The organism is Streptococcus sanguinis, from assembly GCF_050222175.1.
GTDB classification, from domain to species: Bacteria; Bacillota; Bacilli; order Lactobacillales; family Streptococcaceae; genus Streptococcus; species Streptococcus sanguinis_M.
In genome coordinates this window covers 2,099,572-2,116,885 of sequence record NZ_CP071420.1, presented here as the reverse complement: position 1 = coordinate 2,116,885, position 17,314 = coordinate 2,099,572, and the positions used below count along the sequence as shown (strand labels likewise).

The 17,314-nt window shown below is 44.4% G+C and carries 16 protein-coding genes; 8 read left to right on the top strand and 8 right to left on the bottom strand.

The features are described from left to right. Positions 1 to 11: 11 nt before the first annotated feature. Together J1C91_RS10365 and dtd are read left to right on the top strand one after the other, a co-directional pair. On the top strand, positions 12 to 2,231 hold the full coding sequence (locus tag J1C91_RS10365) for a RelA/SpoT family protein (protein WP_002901641.1): 2,220 nt from the start codon (positions 12 to 14) through the stop codon (positions 2,229 to 2,231). Between the two features lie 56 nt (positions 2,232 to 2,287). Next, positions 2,288 to 2,731: a D-aminoacyl-tRNA deacylase gene (gene dtd / locus J1C91_RS10360; protein WP_002901639.1), complete on the top strand. Its 444-nt coding sequence runs from the start codon at positions 2,288 to 2,290 to the stop codon at positions 2,729 to 2,731. A 92-nt stretch (positions 2,732 to 2,823) separates the two neighbouring features. Here dtd and J1C91_RS10355 read toward each other — a convergent pair whose 3' ends face one another. Further along, complete coding sequence (locus tag J1C91_RS10355) at positions 2,824 to 3,621, bottom strand: nucleotidyltransferase domain-containing protein (RefSeq protein WP_125438521.1); 798 nt, start codon at positions 3,619 to 3,621, stop codon at positions 2,824 to 2,826. A gap of 470 nt (positions 3,622 to 4,091) precedes the next feature. Here J1C91_RS10355 and J1C91_RS10350 point away from each other — a divergent pair, with 470 nt between their 5' ends. Continuing rightward, entirely contained in the window at positions 4,092 to 4,706 is a 615-nt protein-coding gene (locus tag J1C91_RS10350; RefSeq protein ID WP_002910785.1) for a CPBP family intramembrane glutamic endopeptidase, read from the top strand. 113 nt (positions 4,707 to 4,819) lie between these two features. On the opposite strand, the gene J1C91_RS10345 is transcribed toward J1C91_RS10350, so the two are convergent. The 3 genes from J1C91_RS10345 to J1C91_RS10335 form a co-directional block, all read right to left on the bottom strand. Beyond that, entirely contained in the window at positions 4,820 to 5,245 is a 426-nt protein-coding gene (locus J1C91_RS10345) for an EVE domain-containing protein (RefSeq protein ID WP_002910784.1), read from the bottom strand. Next, positions 5,238 to 5,699, bottom strand: a complete 462-nt coding sequence (locus J1C91_RS10340; protein WP_002910782.1) for a MarR family winged helix-turn-helix transcriptional regulator — start codon at positions 5,697 to 5,699, stop codon at positions 5,238 to 5,240. The genes J1C91_RS10345 and J1C91_RS10340 overlap by 8 nt, the downstream gene beginning before the upstream one ends. A 105-nt stretch (positions 5,700 to 5,804) precedes the next feature. Next, the gene (locus tag J1C91_RS10335) at positions 5,805 to 6,452 is read right to left on the bottom strand and encodes a metal-dependent transcriptional regulator (protein ID WP_002910780.1); all 648 of its coding nucleotides are present in this window, start codon (positions 6,450 to 6,452) and stop codon (positions 5,805 to 5,807) included. A gap of 138 nt (positions 6,453 to 6,590) precedes the next feature. On the opposite strand from J1C91_RS10335, the gene J1C91_RS10330 reads away from it, so the two are divergent. The 3 genes from J1C91_RS10330 (at position 6,591) to J1C91_RS10320 (ending at position 10,949) form a co-directional block, all read left to right on the top strand. Continuing rightward, positions 6,591 to 7,043, top strand: a complete 453-nt coding sequence (locus J1C91_RS10330; protein ID WP_032912548.1) for a C39 family peptidase — start codon at positions 6,591 to 6,593, stop codon at positions 7,041 to 7,043. Positions 7,044 to 7,321: 278 nt separating this feature from the next. Next, the gene (locus J1C91_RS10325; RefSeq protein WP_002910778.1) at positions 7,322 to 9,562 is read left to right on the top strand and encodes an SEC10/PgrA surface exclusion domain-containing protein; all 2,241 of its coding nucleotides are present in this window, start codon (positions 7,322 to 7,324) and stop codon (positions 9,560 to 9,562) included. A 286-nt stretch (positions 9,563 to 9,848) separates the two neighbouring features. Continuing rightward, positions 9,849 to 10,949, top strand: coding sequence for a DUF3114 domain-containing protein (locus tag J1C91_RS10320; protein WP_125438518.1), 1,101 nt, complete (start codon positions 9,849 to 9,851; stop codon positions 10,947 to 10,949). A 20-nt stretch (positions 10,950 to 10,969) separates the two neighbouring features. Here J1C91_RS10320 and tpx read toward each other — a convergent pair whose 3' ends face one another. From tpx to J1C91_RS10300, 4 genes are all read right to left on the bottom strand, one after another. Continuing rightward, positions 10,970 to 11,461 carry a thiol peroxidase gene (gene tpx, locus J1C91_RS10315; RefSeq protein ID WP_032913511.1) on the bottom strand — a complete coding sequence of 164 codons (492 nt, stop codon included), beginning with the start codon at positions 11,459 to 11,461 and terminating at the stop codon, positions 10,970 to 10,972. Positions 11,462 to 11,612: 151 nt separating this feature from the next. Further along, a complete protein-coding gene (gene ssaB / locus J1C91_RS10310; protein ID WP_125438515.1) occupies positions 11,613 to 12,542 on the bottom strand; it encodes a metal ABC transporter substrate-binding lipoprotein/adhesin SsaB in 930 nt (309 codons plus the stop codon). A gap of 19 nt (positions 12,543 to 12,561) precedes the next feature. Further along, on the bottom strand, positions 12,562 to 13,410 hold the full coding sequence (locus tag J1C91_RS10305; RefSeq protein ID WP_032909779.1) for a metal ABC transporter permease: 849 nt from the start codon (positions 13,408 to 13,410) through the stop codon (positions 12,562 to 12,564). Between the two features lies 1 nt (position 13,411). Next, positions 13,412 to 14,131, bottom strand: coding sequence for a metal ABC transporter ATP-binding protein (locus J1C91_RS10300; protein WP_312023174.1), 720 nt, complete (start codon positions 14,129 to 14,131; stop codon positions 13,412 to 13,414). Positions 14,132 to 14,280: 149 nt separating this feature from the next. On the opposite strand from J1C91_RS10300, the gene J1C91_RS10295 reads away from it, so the two are divergent. Together J1C91_RS10295 and J1C91_RS10290 are read left to right on the top strand one after the other, a co-directional pair. After that, positions 14,281 to 16,173, top strand: coding sequence for a M13 family metallopeptidase (locus J1C91_RS10295; protein ID WP_125438508.1), 1,893 nt, complete (start codon positions 14,281 to 14,283; stop codon positions 16,171 to 16,173). Between the two features lie 232 nt (positions 16,174 to 16,405). After that, positions 16,406 to 17,302, top strand: a complete 897-nt coding sequence (locus J1C91_RS10290) for a hypothetical protein (RefSeq protein ID WP_002910768.1) — start codon at positions 16,406 to 16,408, stop codon at positions 17,300 to 17,302. Positions 17,303 to 17,314 lie beyond the last annotated feature (12 nt).

The following is a 17,314-nucleotide window of genomic DNA, read 5'->3' as shown; positions in this document are numbered from 1 at the left end:
GGAGAGACGAGATGCCAAAAGAAGTGAATTTGACGGGCGATCAGGTATTGGCCCTTACGAGAAAATATCTGGCTGCGGAGGATGTGGCCTTTATACAGAAAGCTTTGATCTATGCGATTGACTGTCACAGTGGGCAGTTTCGCAGGTCAGGTGAGCCTTATATCGTGCATCCTATTCAGGTGGCAGGGATTTTGGCCAAGCTCAAGCTGGACGCGGTAACGGTTGCTTGCGGCTTTCTACATGATGTGGTCGAGGATACCCGTGCGACGCTGGATGATTTGGAAAGAGAGTTTGGAACTGATGTGCGCGTGATCGTAGATGGGGTTACCAAGCTGGGTAAGGTCAAGTACAAATCCCACGAGGAGCAGCTGGCAGAAAATCACCGTAAGATGCTGATGGCCATGTCGGAGGATATCCGGGTTATTTTGGTCAAACTGGCAGACCGTCTCCACAATATGCGGACGCTCAAGCATCTGCGCAAGGATAAGCAGGAGCGGATTTCTCGAGAAACAATGGAAATTTACGCACCCTTGGCTCATCGCCTGGGGATTTCCAGTGTCAAGTGGGAGCTGGAAGATTTGTCTTTCCGTTATCTCAATGAAGTGGAATTTTACAAAATTTCCCACATGATGAAGGAGAAGCGTCGGGAGCGTGAAGCTCTGGTAGAAGAGGTGGTTCAGAAGATTGAGACCTATGCTGGCGAGCGCAATCTGCACGGTAAGATTTATGGCCGGCCCAAGCATATCTACTCGATCTATCGCAAGATGCAGGACAAGAAGAAGCGTTTTGATGAGATTTATGATTTAATCGCCATTCGCTGTATCTTGGATACTCAAAGTGATGTTTATGCTATGCTGGGCTACATTCATGAGCTTTGGCGGCCGATGCCGGGGCGGTTCAAGGATTATATTGCCAACCGCAAGGCCAATGGTTACCAGTCTATTCATACGACCGTTTATGGACCCAAAGGTCCGATTGAGTTTCAGATTCGGACTAAGGAAATGCATGAGGTCGCTGAGTATGGGGTTGCGGCTCACTGGGCTTACAAGAAAGGTGTCAAGGGACAGGTAGACAGCAAAGAATCAGCCATCGGGATGAACTGGATCAAGGAGTTGATGGAGCTGCAAGACCAGTCTAACAATGCTAAGGATTTCGTTGACTCAGTTAAGGAGAGCTATCTGGCTGAGGAAATTTACGTTTTCACACCAGATGGAGCGGTGCGTTCTCTGCCTAAGGACTCGGGTCCCATTGACTTTGCCTATGAGATCCATACCAAGGTCGGTGAGAAAGCCACAGGAGCCAAGGTCAATGGCCGCATGGTGCCCCTGACAACCAAGCTCAGGACAGGGGATCAGGTGGAAATCATCACCAATGCTAACTCCTTCGGACCGAGCCGCGACTGGCTCAATATTGTCAAGACCAGCAAGGCCAGAAATAAAATCCGTCAGTTCTTTAAGAATCAAGACAAGGAGCTGTCTATTTCCAAAGGCCGAGAGCTCTTGCAGGCTCAATTTCAGGAGCATGGCTATGTAGCTAATAAGTACATGGACAAGAAGCACATGGAAGAAGTGCTGCAGAAGACCAGCTATAAGACTGAAGAGGCGCTTTTTGCAGCGATTGGCTTCGGTGAGATTGGTGCCATTAGTATTTTCAACCGTTTGACAGAAAAAGAGCGCCGTGAGGAAGAACGGGCCAAGGCCAGAGCAGAAGCGGAGGAATTGGTTAAGGGCGGCGAGGTCAAGGTCGAAAACAAAAAAGACACCCTCAAGGTTAAGCACGAAGGTGGTGTGGTTATTCAGGGGGCGTCTGGTCTCCTCATCCGGATTGCCAAATGCTGTAACCCTGTACCGGGTGATGATATTGTTGGCTATATTACCAAAGGACGCGGTGTAGCCATTCACCGGCAGGACTGCATGAATCTCAAGGCTCAGGAAAATTACGAGCAGCGACTGATTGATGTGGAATGGGAAGACAACAACACGACCAAAGAGTACACGGCTCACATTGATATATACGGTCTCAACCGCTCTGGCCTCCTCAACGATGTGTTGCAGGTTCTGTCCAATACCACCAAAAATATCTCAACAGTCAATGCTCAGCCAACCAAGGATATGAAATTTGCTAATATCCACGTTTCTTTTGGTATTGCTAATCTGTCCATGCTGACGACGGTGGTGGATAAGATCAAGAGCGTGCCGGAGGTCTACTCGGTCAAGCGGACTAATGGCTGATTCTTTTCGGAAATCATTATCGAGCTGTAAGTTACCGTTAAATCAAAGGAAAAGATATGAAAATAGTGATTCAGCGCGTGAAGCGTGCTCAGGTCAGCATTGACCAGCAGCTGTACAGCAGTATTGGACAAGGTCTCCTGCTCCTAGTAGGCGTAGGGCCTGACGATAGTCAGGAGGATATGGATTATGCAGTCAGGAAGATTGTCAATATGCGGATTTTTTCCGATGCTGAGGGTAAAATGAACCTGTCTATCAAGGACATTGGCGGAGAGATTTTGTCGATTTCCCAGTTCACTCTGCATGCAGATACCAAAAAAGGTAATCGGCCAGCCTTTGTCAAGGCTGCTCCGCCAGAGATGGCTAGCAATTTTTATGATGCCTTTAATCTTGCCTTGCAGCAGGAGGTGGCAACTCGGACGGGGATTTTTGGGGCAGACATGCAGGTAGAACTAATCAATGATGGTCCAGTGACTATTATCTTGGATACAAAGAATCGCTGATAAAAAGCATGAAAAGGAGTTTGAACACTAGTGTTCAAACTCCTAATTTTTTTGCTTCTGTAGCAATGAATAGATAGTTTCCGACAACATTACTAAAAATCGCCAATAATTTCTTGAGGAATGACTTCTTTGATGGTCGTCACTAGCTGATTGATAAGCTTTATGGCTTCAGCGGGCTCAGTGTAGAGTTTTTGAAAATAGGTCTGTATATTTTCTTCGAAATGCTGAGGCAATAGCGAGCAGTTTGTTTTTGCAAACTCCAGCATTCTCTTTTCTCCAGGGTGCGTCTGTTCGTTTAGAGCGAAGAGCAAGTCAAAATAGGAAGCAAAAAATTCACTGCTGCGGTGATTGATGCTGAGCAAGTCCTGACGCTTGAGCGCTTTTTCTATTTGTTTGGAGAAAGCTGGCATGGCTTGATCGAGTAAGAGGAGCTGCTTCTTAATAATATTCTTTTTCAGCTCAGCTGGATAAGGCCGTCTGTACTTGTTCTGAAGTGTCTCGTAGCGACCATTTCGGTCGTAGATGATTTTGCTGTGAAGCAGATTGTGCCACATACAGGTAGTATAGGCATTCTGAGCTTGGTGATCTAGGACGACAGTCTGCAGATCTTTATCAAAGCTATCCAGTGTACGGTAAATGAGCTCAATTTCGATCTTGTTCTTTAACACACAGTCATCCTCTAGTTCCCAAAACTGATTGCCAATTTCCATGTAGGAGCAGTACTTGCTGAGGATATCGCGTCGAGTCGTGGGAGCAATGGAACCTGTCAAGTAGATATAAACATCATAGTCTGAGTCTTTGTCAAAATGCTGTCCAGCACGAGAGCCACCGAGAACGATAGCTTCCACTTGATCTAGCTGGGCAAATTCTTTAAAAAGTTGTTGTGGCATAATTTTTCCTTACTGATTTTTGACATCATTGTAGCAAAATGTAAGCGGGTTGGCAAGAAGGGAAAAACAGCTTTTGGCATGGCACTAAGCCTGTAAAATTGAAACCCCGAGGAGTAGGAAGTGGATGAGCAGGAGTTGGGAGTATTGGACTAAAAAGAAAATCATCTAGGATAGATAGGCTGAAACTTTTACTTTGTGTTATAAAGTTTTAGGTTTTTTCCTTCCTTGAACTCATCGCCTTATTTTTATCTGCAACTTTTCTTAGATTTTGAGATAGGCCTTTAAAGAGTTTTTTGACATCATTTAGTCCAAAAATGAGAAGCATAGTAAGCAAGTGGAAGTGGCAATAATCTTTGATTGTTTATGTTTATGATTTCTTTCATTCTTTAGAAATATTTTAGAATTACTTTATAAATTCTTGAAGTTTGTCTTGTATAATCATATTAAAGAAAAGAAAGGAGTCTCTTATCATGGAAAATCTAGTTCAACAGATGCTGAATGCTCTGATTCAAATTGCTTTGTTTGCTTTTCTTCCTTTTGTTTGGTGGTTGATAAGTGCTAGAAGAAAAAGTCCATTTTTAGAATGGCTTGGCTTAAAACCGCTAAAAGAAACTGGCAGCCGGAAGATCTGGCTATGGATTTTGCTGGGTTCGCTATTTTTCTTACTTCTTTCGTTTTTGCTAGTATATCCTGCTGTAAAAAATCTGGATACAGCGACTTCAAACTTCTCAGGCCTCGACTTCAAAGCCTTGCCAGCTGTTCTGATTTATGGTCTTTTTCAAACTTCTCTGCCAGAAGAACTGCTCTTCAGAGGTTTTCTTTTAAAGAGATTGGCTAGCCGCTTATCCTTTGTGGTAGCCAACACCATACAAGCTGCTCTTTTTGGTCTGCTCCATGGCTTGATGTTTATAACAGTGCTCTCTTGGCAGCAAACCCTGCTCATCATTTTGTGTACGGGTGGCATCGCGGCCTATATGGGTTTTGTCAATGAAAAGAAATCCGATGGCTCCATTTTATCCAGCTGGATCATGCATGCTTTAGCCAATGTAGTTGTGGGTAGTTTATCGGCTTTTATGCTGATTTGATAAATCGATAATTTCACTTCAAATCAAAAAGTTCCGTTTTTCCTTGAAAATCGGAACTTTAGATTTGATGACAGGTGGGTAAAGAGTTCGGTGTAAGTCAAACGAAGCTGCTTTTACTGATGTGCAGGGCTGTCTAATTTCATTTGCTCAAAAACATAAAGGAAGAAGTCTTTCGAAACTTCGAAATGTCCGTATCTTATCTGAGAAGCGTATTGGCGCCACTGAGGATGTTGTCGGACTAGGTCAATGGGGCAGTCTTTGACAGGCTGGTAGTAGCTGACATCTCGCCGAAATGGGACAAAGCCTTCAAACATCTCTACTTGGTAAGCTGTGTCATCTAGAATCTTGCCAACTGCTGTAAAGGCCTGCAATTTTTCCTGACTATTCAGCTGATACTTGGGGCTGTAGTACAGAAGATAGTCCCCCTTTTTCATTCGGTTCAGCGGTGCTTTCTTTCCATGGCAGACTTGGCAAAATCCACCTTCTACACCTCTTAGTACATGTTCTTTTGATACGACACCAATCCAAAATCTAGTCATTTTCTGCCTCCAGTTTGATTAAGAGTTGGTTTAATGTTTCTGTATTATTTTCTAATTTTCCAAAGAACGCCTGATCAATGCCTTCTACCAGAGGAAGGGCTTGGTTGACCTTTTGCAGCCCCATTTCCGTTAGAAGTATGATGTTGGCGCGGCTGTCCTTGGGATGAACTTCCCGCATGATCAAACCTTTCTTGACCAAGAGGCGGATGATTTGGGATATGGTCATAACATCCATGTCAGAAAATCGGGCAATATCGGTCTGACTAACCCATTCTTGCTGACGCAGGAGTGCAGCAAGAGTGGTCAGAACGACAAACTGGGGATGGGTCAAATCAATCGTTCTCAGTTTGTTTTTTATCATCCCATGCCACTTGTGGTAGGTACGGATAAAGAGCAGACCGGTTGATTTTTTGTATTCATCCTTGTAGATGGAGTTAAACTGAGATTTTTCCATTAGCTTTCCCTCTAGATGTTTTATAAGTATACTTATTATATTCCGACATCTTATTTTTGTCAATAAAAACCCAGTTTAGACTAAAAAGTCCGAACTGGGTTCTGTTTATAGTTTTTCCACATAAATCTGCTGGGCAATCATAGGATTGATTTGGATTTCTTGAGTTTCTGTCTTAAGAAGATAGACCTGAGCGAAAGAATCGTATTGGATGAAAGTGATGGTTTGGCCGATTTGCAGGTTGTATTTTTCCAAGTATTTGAGCAAGTCAAAGTCGTCATGCACCCGTTTGATGATATAGTCGCCAGGGGCAGAGGCCTCTTCCAGAGTTAGTTGGTTTTCTTCGTCCAGAAGCTCTCCCTTGGCTGGGATAGTGCCTCCGTGAGGACAGGTCTTGGGGTACTGGAGCATGGTATCCAGACGCTCAACGAAGCGCTCAGAAACAGTGTGCTCTAGGACTTCAGCTTCTTCATGGATTTCATCAGTCGAGTAGCCGAGATGGTTGACCAGAAAGACTTCAATCAGTCGGTGCTTACGGTAGAGGTCAGAAACTAGCCTTAGCCCCAAATCAGTCAGCAGGTAGCCGGCTTTTTTATCTTTGACCAGAAGTTCTTCCGCCAGCATTTTTTTCATCATTTCCGTCACAGCCGGAGGTGAAACATGCATGAGTTGGGCGATTTCTTTATTGGTGATTTTTTTGTGGCGGCTGCCAATCTCATAGATACACTTGAGATAGTCTTCTTTATTTGGGGTCATCTTGCATCCTCGCTGAACTTTCTATCATTAGTATAACAAAAATCGCTGTAAGAATACAGTGTCTAAGCCTTTCTTTGATGTTTAGATTTTCTTCATTGTGATGGTCGCTGGGGTGGCAGGAAGTATGGTCCTTACAGCGTGGATGCGACAGGATGCGTGCCGACAACGCTAGCCATGGTTATTTCTGGGATTACTGGGACAGAAGTGCTTCCGACAACTGTTGCGGATTACCTATATAACCATACCAATGAATTTAATAAAGGTGGATTTGGTACTAGCAGCCGTGGTATTGTCCGAGCTGCCCAGCACTGGGATTTGACGACTGAGACCCTGTTTACAGCTTCCGCAGTCAAAGAAGTGCTTTCGCAGGGGCATCATGTCCTAGGTGCCGTTGGTACTAGCATCTTTGCCCATTATCCAGTAACTCATGAGCTGGTTCTTAAAGGCTATGACAATGGAAAAACCTATGTCCGTGACCCTTATAATGCAGCTAATAATGGCTGGTATCCAGTAGACTATCTCTTTGGAGTCAAGAGCGTAGATCCGACGGATAATACAGAAGGATCCCCCTTTATTGCCATCGAAGGATAAGAAATTCGAGAATAAGAAGACCGCTCGTTGCTTGACGGGCGGTTTTCTGCATTCTATGACTAATATGTTTGTAATCTGTTAAGACTTTATCCTTGGCAAGGTCAGTAAGCGTAAAATTCATTATACAATTATAGCTAGACACACAGTTTTTTTGGAAGCGATTGAGACGAGATTCTATTTTTGGACATATTTGCGATAAAAGTTCTCAAAAAAACATGTAAATAGTTTGACAAACAAAGCTTTTCTCATTATACTATTAACATATCAGGAGGAAAACCATGAAAAAAATCCCAAAACATGTCATTCTAGGTGCAGCAGTTCTTGCTAGTACTGGCATTGCTCACACTGTAGCTGCAGATACAACTCCAGTGGATGCAAATGCCCCTGCAAACCAAGATAAGGCTCTATCTGCAAGCCCAGAAGCTCTTAAACAGCAAACTGAGCAGGTTAATCAAGCCCAAGCGGCTGTTGACCAAGCCAAAGAACAGGTTGCGGCAGCTGAGACTAAGGTTGAAACAGCTAAGAAAGATAATGCTGATACAAGTGCACAAAAAATTGCCGAAGCTCAAGCAGCTGTGACAGAAGCTGAGAAGAAAGTTGCTCCAGCAGAAAACGCGGCCAAGCAAGCCCAAGCAGCTCTTGATACAGCTAAAAAAGTAGAAAACACACAGGCAGCTGTAGCTCAGGATGCTCAAGCTCAAGCAGCTAAGGCACAAAACGAGACTCAAGCTGCTCAGGATGCTGTGAATGCAGCCCAAAAAGCTGTGGATAGCAAACTGGTGAGTGAAAAGGTAACGAAGGCAAAGGATGAGCTTGACAAGGCTAAAAACCACTTAGCTTCTTACGAAGATCAGTTGAAGACAGCTGAAGCTGAAGATGCGAAACGCCAAGCAGTGATTGATCAAGCCCAGGCAGATATCAAAGCAGCTCAAGCAGAAATCAAGGAAAAAGAAGCGAAACTTTCTTCCCAGGACCAAGTACACAATACCTTTACCCTATCGCAAGATTACATCAGGGCAGCAAGAACTATTGATAAAAAAGGATCGGGCCAGTTAACTCCTGAAGCGAAAGAAATGCTTGCAAAAGAAGCAGCGATTCTAAAATCAAGTAATAACTTCATTAGCAGTCAAAAGGATGCTCAACGTATAGTAGATATTAATGATATTCCTAAAGAGATCCTTTTGGAAATTAACTACTATGCTCAAGATTTAATCAACCAAATCCGTAAGCAAGTAGGCAATGCTCCTGTAACATTAACGCAAAATAGTATGGATTATGCGGCGGCCCTAAGCCAAGCAGCCCGTGAGCAAAAATATAGAGCCCAAGCAAAAGATCCTATAACTTCACAAGTGAATGTTCCAAAAGATGTGGTTGCTAAATTTGGGCTTGATCAGTTTGGATATAGAGTTACTGGTTTAAATGAGCTTGGTTTTTATCCTACGTTGGCCAGTCAAGAAAAAGTGTCCGTTGATTATTTGAAGAAGACTATCTATGACAATATTAAATTCCAATTATTTGACCTTGGAGATAGCTTTAGAGACCCCATTAGAACAACAATCTATGCTCAAAAAATAGTTGGCAGCCTAGATAGGCAGAAAAAGGGAGATTATGTAGCTGTTAACTTTAGCAACAACGGCATTATTAACCGAATTAACTTCCTTCTCTTCGCGAATAATGACGGTGATATTCAGGACCCTTCCAAAATAACACCAGCCTTAATCAATCCAAATGCCAATAATCAAGAGGCAGACGCTGCTCGTAAAGATTTGGCGGCTTCGCAAGCTAAGTTGGACGCTGCTCAACGTACGCTAACAAATGCTCAGAACAAGCAGGAGAAAGCCCCATTACTGCGTGAGGTTGTGAAAACTGCTAAGGACAAGTTGGCCAAGGCGGAACGTACTTACCAAGCTGAACTCGAAAATAGCAAGAATTCGGCTTCTGAAGAAACCAAGGCTAAACTTGCGGTTTTAGATAAAGCTCAAGCAAGCTTGAAAGAAAAAGAAGCAGCCCAAGCAAGTGCGCAAAAAACAGCTGAGGGAGCTAATGCCAAGCTTGCCGAATTGAAAGCAGCTACAGCGACCGCTCAAGAAAAGGCAACTGCTGCGGCTACAGCTCTGGAAGAGGCTCAACGTGCTGTTCAAGCTGCTAAAGACTATGTTACTCGCTTGCAAAACGCCCCTGCTCTTCTAAAAGAAGCAGAAGCGTCTCTCAATGATGCTAAAGCAAACTTGGCAAGTAAGGAAGAAACCTATAGAGTCGAAAATGCCAAACTTGAAGCTTTGAAAGCAGCTCTTGCAGCCCTTGAGACAGACGACCCAACCAACCTCGTTTCTAAGAATGAGCGAAAGGTTCTGAAAGTCACTACAACAGGAGTGAAGAACGGAAAGAAACCAGTTCAGACCTATCAGGCTCCAGCAGCTCTTCCAAAAACAGGATCTGCTGAATCTTCTCTAGCGCTTGCAGGATTGGGATTGCTCTCTATGCTGGGACTGGCTTTTGCAAAACGTCGTAAAGCTTAAGAGCATTTATTGATAAAATCGAATTCTAGATGAATTGTAGCAAAATCAAAGTTGGAACAGCTCATTTAAACAAAACTCATACTGAGAGAGGACCAGTTTGGTCTTCTCTTTATTTATTGAGTAATTTGTTAAGAACATCTTTATTGTTAGCACTCCAAGGGTTCATATTTTGTTCTTTGCTATCATGTGAGTTTGTGATAAAATCTAATTGTTCTATGTAGATTAGATTTTTTATTGTAATCTCTACAGTTTTGAACTATTATAGCTACAAGAAAGGAGGGGAGCCATGTATCCGAAAGAAGGGAAAGAGCAGCTTTTTCAGCAATTGCAATCAATCGGTTGGTCTCAGGTAGCACTGGAACGAGTTTTTGCAGAGTTCAATAACGAGCAAGGGAAAACATTGACAGAAGAAGGAGATTACATTCAGGAGGCTCAGCTTTTTGGCAGTCCCTTCTTTCAAGAACTCTGGCAGGCTGAGGAGGCTCAAATCAGCAGGTTAGGAGCTCAGGGGCTGCTGGTTTTGGCTATGAATCTTGTTAATATGCCTGAGGAGTTGAGCGGGGACAAGTCAGAGACAGATTTTTTGCTGGCTCGAATTGCTCCAGACCTAACACCACATGATTGCTTTTGGAAGATTTTTTCAAGGACCTTGCGCCAAGCTTTTCCGGCAGATGATTTTAGCCAAAGGGATGGCAATCAAAAGCTCAAGCGCCAGTTGCATCAATTTCGCTATGTCATTTCCTGCCAGCAGGCCCAGCGGGTCAGAGATCACTACCGTCAGGCTGGCATGACAGATGCAGAAGCCTTGGCTTCCTATCTAAAGGATTGGCCAGGGTTGTCTTATAGTTTTCATGAATCCTCGCGCTTGCATAATAAAGCCTATATTGACAAGATGTCTGGTCAGGCTGTCTATCCGGATGGTCAAGCTAGTCAGGCCAATATAAAAATACTGATTGATTTTCATACAGAGTTTATTCTGGATCAGAGAGGTCGCTTTCTCAATATTATCGATCCAGAGGGGTCTAGCCAAAATGGTATTGTGAATGGCGCCAGCTTTAACTATGGTGAGCATAACCGGCCGGGCAATCAGGCTTCTCATACTCGCTATGATGTCAAAACGCCTGCAGTCTGGGATCCTTGCTTTCGCAGGCTTGCCATTGAAAATGGCGGCCGCAAGTTCAAGTCACCTCAGAACAATCGTGGTTTGCTGGGCTATCGTTCGGCTAAGAGCCCTTATGCTCGAAAGGGGCGGAGTGCTTATAAACAGGTAAAGGCAGAGATTGCTCGGTTCAAGAAATTACTAGATCGACCATCCTTTCTCTTGCGTTCCTGGGCTTGGTTCCGTCTGTTTTGGCAGAAGTTTTTCGCACAAAAAAATACGGACTAGCAGGTCCGTATTTTTATCTCTTACAAGCTCTTAACTGCTGCAATCGCCGCATCATAGTCAGGCTCGGTATTGATATTGTCGACATATTCAGCGTAGGCTACAGTGTTGTTTTCGTCTAAGACAAGAACTGCGCGGGCCAAAAGGTGCCATTCATTGATGAGGACAGCATAGTCACGGCCGAAAGAATGGTCGAAGTAGTCGGAGAGCATGATAGCATTCTCAATGCCTTCAGCAGCACACCACTTGCCTTGAGCAAAAGGCAAATCAACTGAAACCGTGATAACAACGGTATTATCCAAGTCAGAGAGTTCTTGGTTGAAACGACGAGTCTGAGTCGAACAGACACCAGTATCGATAGATGGGATGATGCTCAGGACTTTCTTTTTGCCAGCAAAGTCAGCCAGAGTTTTCTTTGAAAGGTCAGTTGCTGTCAGGCTAAAATCGTGGGCGGTGTCGCCGACTTGCAGTTGCTTTCCAGTAAAGGTTACAGGATTTCCGAGAAAAGTTGTCATAGGAAGTCTCCATTCATGTTTGATAGCTTCATTGTACATCGAATAGTAATTTTTTTCGAATAATTTGACCGGAAATTTGAGAGCGACTCCATGTGAAGCTCCTTCTCCAAAAATAAAGAGGTTAGGGTTTTGTCTCCCTAACCTTTTATCGTTATTTGGCCAATCCTTCAGAAATTTTATCCAGATTGTATTTCATCATGCTATAGTAGCTGTCACCCTCTTCGCCTTGGTCAGCGATTGAGTCAGTGAAGATTTTAGCGTAGATTGGGATATTGGTGTCTTTAGAGACAGTCTTCATCGGACGGTCATCCACACTTGATTCGACAAAGAGGGACGGCACTTTGGTCTTGCGTAGTTTTTCAACCAAGCTTTTGATTTGGTCTGGAGTCCCTTCTTCTTCGGTGTTGATTTCCCAAATGTAGGCTGACGGCACATTGTAGGCTTTAGAGAAGTACTTGAAGCATCCTTCACTGGTCACAATCATTTTCTTTTCTTCTGGGATATTGTTGAATTTCTCCTTGGCTTCCTTATCCAGAGCGGTTAGCTTTTCCACATAGGCTTTGAGATTTTTCTCGTAAGTGGCCTTATTGTCAGGGTCTTTTTCAATCAAACGCTTGGCAATGTTTTGCGCATAGATAATACCGTTTTCCAAGTTGAGCCAAGCATGAGGGTCTTCTTTGCCCTTTTCACTTTGCCCTTCAAGGTAAATGACGTCAACGCCATCGCTGACAGCGTAGTAGTCCTTGTTTTCTTTCTTATTGGCATTTTTGACCAATTTTGTGAACCAAGCATTGCCGCCGGTTTCCAGGTTGATACCGTTGTAGAAGATGAGGTCTGCTTGAGAAGTCTTTTTGACATCTTCAGGCAGGGGCTCGTATTCGTGGGGGTCTTTGCCGACTGGTACAATGCTGTGCAGGTCAATCTTATCGCCAGCTATATTTTTGGTAATATCAGCGATAATTGAGTTGGTCGCAACAACCTTGAGCTTGGACGAGTCACTGGATGCACTCTTCTGACCGGAGCAGGCAAAGAGAGTGCAGACTGCTAGCAAAAGCAGGGATAAAAAACCTAATTTTTTCATGGGATTCCTCCATTAAATTTTATTTTAGTTTAGGTCGGTTTTTAAGTTTTAAATAGCGTTGCTTAGGTGCAATAAAGAAAGAGATGAGAAAGATGAGGGCCGAGGTCAGGACAATGCTGGATCCTGCAGCGACATTAAAGCTGTAGCCGATAAAGAGTCCCAGTACAGAAGCTAGAGCGCCCAGCCCTGAGGACAGCAGAATCATAGTTTTCAGACTGTTGGCATAGAGGTAGGCCGTTGCTGCTGGCGTTATCAAGAGAGCGACAATCAGAATGGTTCCCACGCTCTGCATAGCTGTCACAGAAACCAAGGTCAAGAGAATCATCAGCAGATAGTGGTAGAAGCTAACCGGCATGCCCATGGCTTGAGCCAGCAAGGGGTCAAAGGAAGTAATCAATAGCTGTTTGAAAAAGAGGGTGATGATTAAGAGCACAGCTATTCCGACTCCAATACTAATCCACATATCGATATCCTGCACAGCCAAGATATTCCCGAAGAGAATATGAAAGAGATCAGTGGAGCTATTGGCAACGCCAATCAGGATTACACCCAGAGCTAGGAAGGAAGAAAAGGTAATCCCAATGGCTGTATCGCTTTTGATAATGGAATTGCCCTTGATGTAGGTGATAATAATCGAGGCCAAAAGTCCGAAGGTGATGGCTCCGATAAAGAAATTAATCCCTAAAATGTAGGACAAGGCCACACCGGGCAGAACCGCATGAGAGATAGCGTCCCCCATGAGCGACATGCCGCGCAGAATGATAAAGCAGCCGACAGCTCCAGCAACAATCCCAATGACGATGGCTGTGATGAGGGCATTTTGCAGGAAGTGAAAGTCCCGCAGCCCTTGGAAAAATTCTAAAATCATCCTAGGCACCTCCATTCATAAAGAGCTGGGAGCCGTAAGTCTTTTTCATATTGTCCTTGGTAAAGCTGGTCTCGGTAGGACCAAAGGCAATCAGCTTACGATTGAGCAGGATAATTTGGTCGAAATAATCAACAACCTTGCTCAGGTCATGATGGACAATCAGGATGATCTTGCCTGCGGCTTTGAGACTGCGCAGCGTAGACATGATAATCTCTTCGCTGACAGAGTCAATCCCGACGAAGGGCTCGTCCAAAAAGATACAATCCGCCTCTTGAACCAAGCAGCGAGCAATCAAGACTCGCTGGAATTGGCCGCCGGACAGCTGGCTAATCTGACGCTCTGCCAAGTCTTCTAAACCGACAATTTTCAATGCCTCAGCCACCTTGTTCCAATGGGAACTCTTTAGCCCCTGAAAAAGCTTGAGCTGAGGGTAAAGCCCCAAAGAGACACACTCTTTGACTTTGATAGGAAAATGATAATCAATATTGATCTTTTGCTCCACATAGGCAACCCGTTGGAGAGAGTTCTGCAGTGGCTTTTGCTCCAGCAGAGTCTGGCCTTGGTGGTCAATAATCCCTAGCATACCCTTGAGCAGGGTGGATTTTCCGGCTCCGTTAGGACCAATAATCCCGGTAATGGTTGGCTCCTTAATGGTTAATGAAAGGGGCTCAAGAGCCAGCGTATCCTGATAGCTGACAGTCAAATCTTTAATCGTAATCATCTCATACACCTCTATGATCTTAATATACATTAAAACAAAAATTAAGTCAAGTTAATTTTTAGTAAATTTTTAAAATTAATATAAGAAATGTTTGAAAAAACAAGTAGATTTTGATAAGGTTATATCAAAAGCATGAAAGTGAGAAGAAGATGACACGACTACAAGATGATTTCTATGATGCAGTTAATGGTGAGTGGGCCAAGACAGCGGTCATTCCTGATGATAAGCCAGTGACGGGTGGCTTCATGGATTTGGCAGATGAGATTGAAGATCTTATGCTTGCCACGACAGACAAATGGCTGGCTGGCGATGGAGTGCCAGAAGATATCATTCTGCAGAACTTTGTTGCTTACCATCGCTTGGCAGCGGATTATGATAAACGGGAAGCGGCAGGGATTGAGCCAGCGCGTGCTTACATTGATGAAATTCGCAACCTAGCGTCTTTTGAAGACTATGCTTCTAAGATTGCTGATTTTGAACTGGCTGGTAAGCCGACTTATTTCCCCTTTGGTGTGGCGCCTGACTTTATGGACGCCCGTATCAATGTCCTCTGGGCAGACGGACCGGGAACGATTTTGCCTGATACGACCTACTACGCGGAGGACCATCCGCAGAAGGATGACCTGCTTGAAAAATGGCGCAAGGCTCAGGAAGATTTGCTAGCTAAATTTGACTTTACGGAAGAGGAAATCAAGGATCTTTTGGATAAGGTCTTGGAGCTGGATGCTGTTTTTGCTCAGTATGTTCTGTCTAGTGAAGAAAGCTCCGAGTATGCGAAACTCTACCATCCTTATCATTGGGAAGATTTCAAGGCCTTGGTACCAGAGTTGCCTATGGCGGATATTTTTACCAAGTTGATCGGTCAAGAACCCGACCAAGTCATTGTGCCAGAAGAGCGTTTTTGGCAGGCAGCTAAGGATATTTATACAGCAGCTAACTGGGATAAACTCCATGCTCTGCTGATTCTCTCTGCGGTCCGCAATACAACACCTTACCTAACGGATGACATCCGTGTCTTGGCAGGAGCTTATCATCGTGCTCTATCAGGGACTCCTCAGGCTCAAGACAAGAAAAAAGCGGCATTTTATCTGGCCCAAGGTCCCTTTAATCAAGCTGTTGGTCTCTGGTATGCCGGTCAGAAGTTCTCGCCAGAAGCTAAGGCTGATGTGGAGCAAAAAGTGGCGACGATGATTGAAGTTTATAAAAATCGCCTGGCCCAGAATGACTGGCTGACACCAGAAACTCGGGACAAGGCTATTGTCAAACTCAATGTCATCAAGCCTTATATTGGCTATCCTGACGAGCTGCCTGAGCGCTATTCCTGCAAGGTCGTGGATGAAAAGCTGACTCTCTTTGAAAATGCTCAGAAGCTGAGTCAGATTGATATTGCTTACAGCTGGAGCAAGTGGAATCAACCGGTGGATTACAAGGAATGGGGAATGCCAGCCCATATGGTCAATGCCTACTATAATCCGCAGAAAAACCTGATTGTCTTTCCAGCGGCTATCCTGCAGCCGCCTTTCTATGACTTGCACCAGTCCTCGTCAGCCAATTACGGTGGCATCGGAGCGGTCATCGCCCATGAGATTTCTCATGCTTTTGATACCAATGGTGCTTCCTTTGATGAAAATGGCAGCCTTAATAATTGGTGGACGGAGCATGACTACCAAGCCTTTACCGAACGGACTCAAAAGGTCATTGATCAGTTCGAAGGACAGGATTCCTATGGTGCTAAGGTCAATGGCAAGCTGACTGTTTCAGAAAATGTGGCAGATCTGGGCGGTATTGCAGCTGCCTTAGAAGCAGCCAAGAAAGAAGCGGATTTCTCTGCTGAGGAATTCTTTACCAACTTTGCCCGCATCTGGCGAATGAAGGGACGCGAAGAGTATATGAAGCTCTTGGCGAGTGTCGATGTCCATGCTCCAGCCAAGCTTCGGACCAATGTGCAGCTGCCTAACTTTGACGACTTCTTTACGACCTTTGATGTCCAAGAGGGAGACGGCATGTGGCGGAGTCCAGAAGAGCGGGTGGTCATCTGGTGATGCCGAGATAAGACGTTTATCGAATCTTGCTCAAATCAAAAATAATCGAGTTCATTTCAATAGTCTGCTTTTGGTTTTGAAAGCAGACTATTTTGTCAAAGAAAATATAAAGCGTTTACATTTTTCTGGCCTTGTGCTATACTGTAGTTGATAACAAAAAATAAACAAAACATCCAAATAGAATAGATTTCAAAGTGTTTATTAATGAATAATAAAGAAAAGAGATGTTCTTATGGTAAAACGATTCATTAGTTCAAATGCTTCAGAAATTTTAAATATGACTGCGCCGGAGCTGAAACAGAGCATCAAGGCCAGTGAGGGCCGCGTTATCCTGTCTGAAAACGTAGCTTTTAAAGAATCTTATATCGGTGATGTGACCAATGCAGAGATTGCTCGGTCTTTTGGTGCTGACTTGATTTTGCTGAATGGGATTGATATCTTCCAGCCTTTTGTAGCTGGTCTGGATGCCAAGGAAGATTTTGTTGAGGAGCTGCACCGCTTGGTGGGTCGTCCTATCGGTATCAATCTGGAACCGGTGGACAGTCAGGCCCAGATGGCAGGAGAACGCCTGATTATCGATGAGGGGCGTCAGGCTAGTCTAGCGACCATTCAGCGAGCAGAAGAGTTGGGCGTTGACTTTATCTGCCTGACAGGTAATCCAGGGACTGGTGTCACCAATCAGGCCATTATCGACACTATTCGAGTGGTCAAGGAGAATTTTTCAGGCCTGTTGATTGCAGGCAAAATGCATGCTTCAGGTGTGGATGAGCCGGTAGCAGACCTGGAAGCAATCGCTCAATTTATCGAAGCGGGTGTTGATATTGTCCTAGCACCGGCAGTCGGCAGTGTGCCAGGCTTTGATGAGCAGGACTTGAAGCAGATTGTCCGACTGGCTCATCAAAAGGGGGCTCTGGTTATGAGTGCGATTGGTACCAGTCAGGAGAGTGCTGATGAGGATATTGTCAAGCAAATGGCCATCCGCAACAAAATCTGCGGTGTAGATATCCAGCATATCGGAGATTCAGGCTACGGCTGTCTGGCTCCGGTTGAAAATATCTTTGCCATGAGTAAGGCTCTCAGAGGACAGCGTCACACCATTTCCATGATTTCACGTTCGATTAATCGATAGTAAAATGAGACA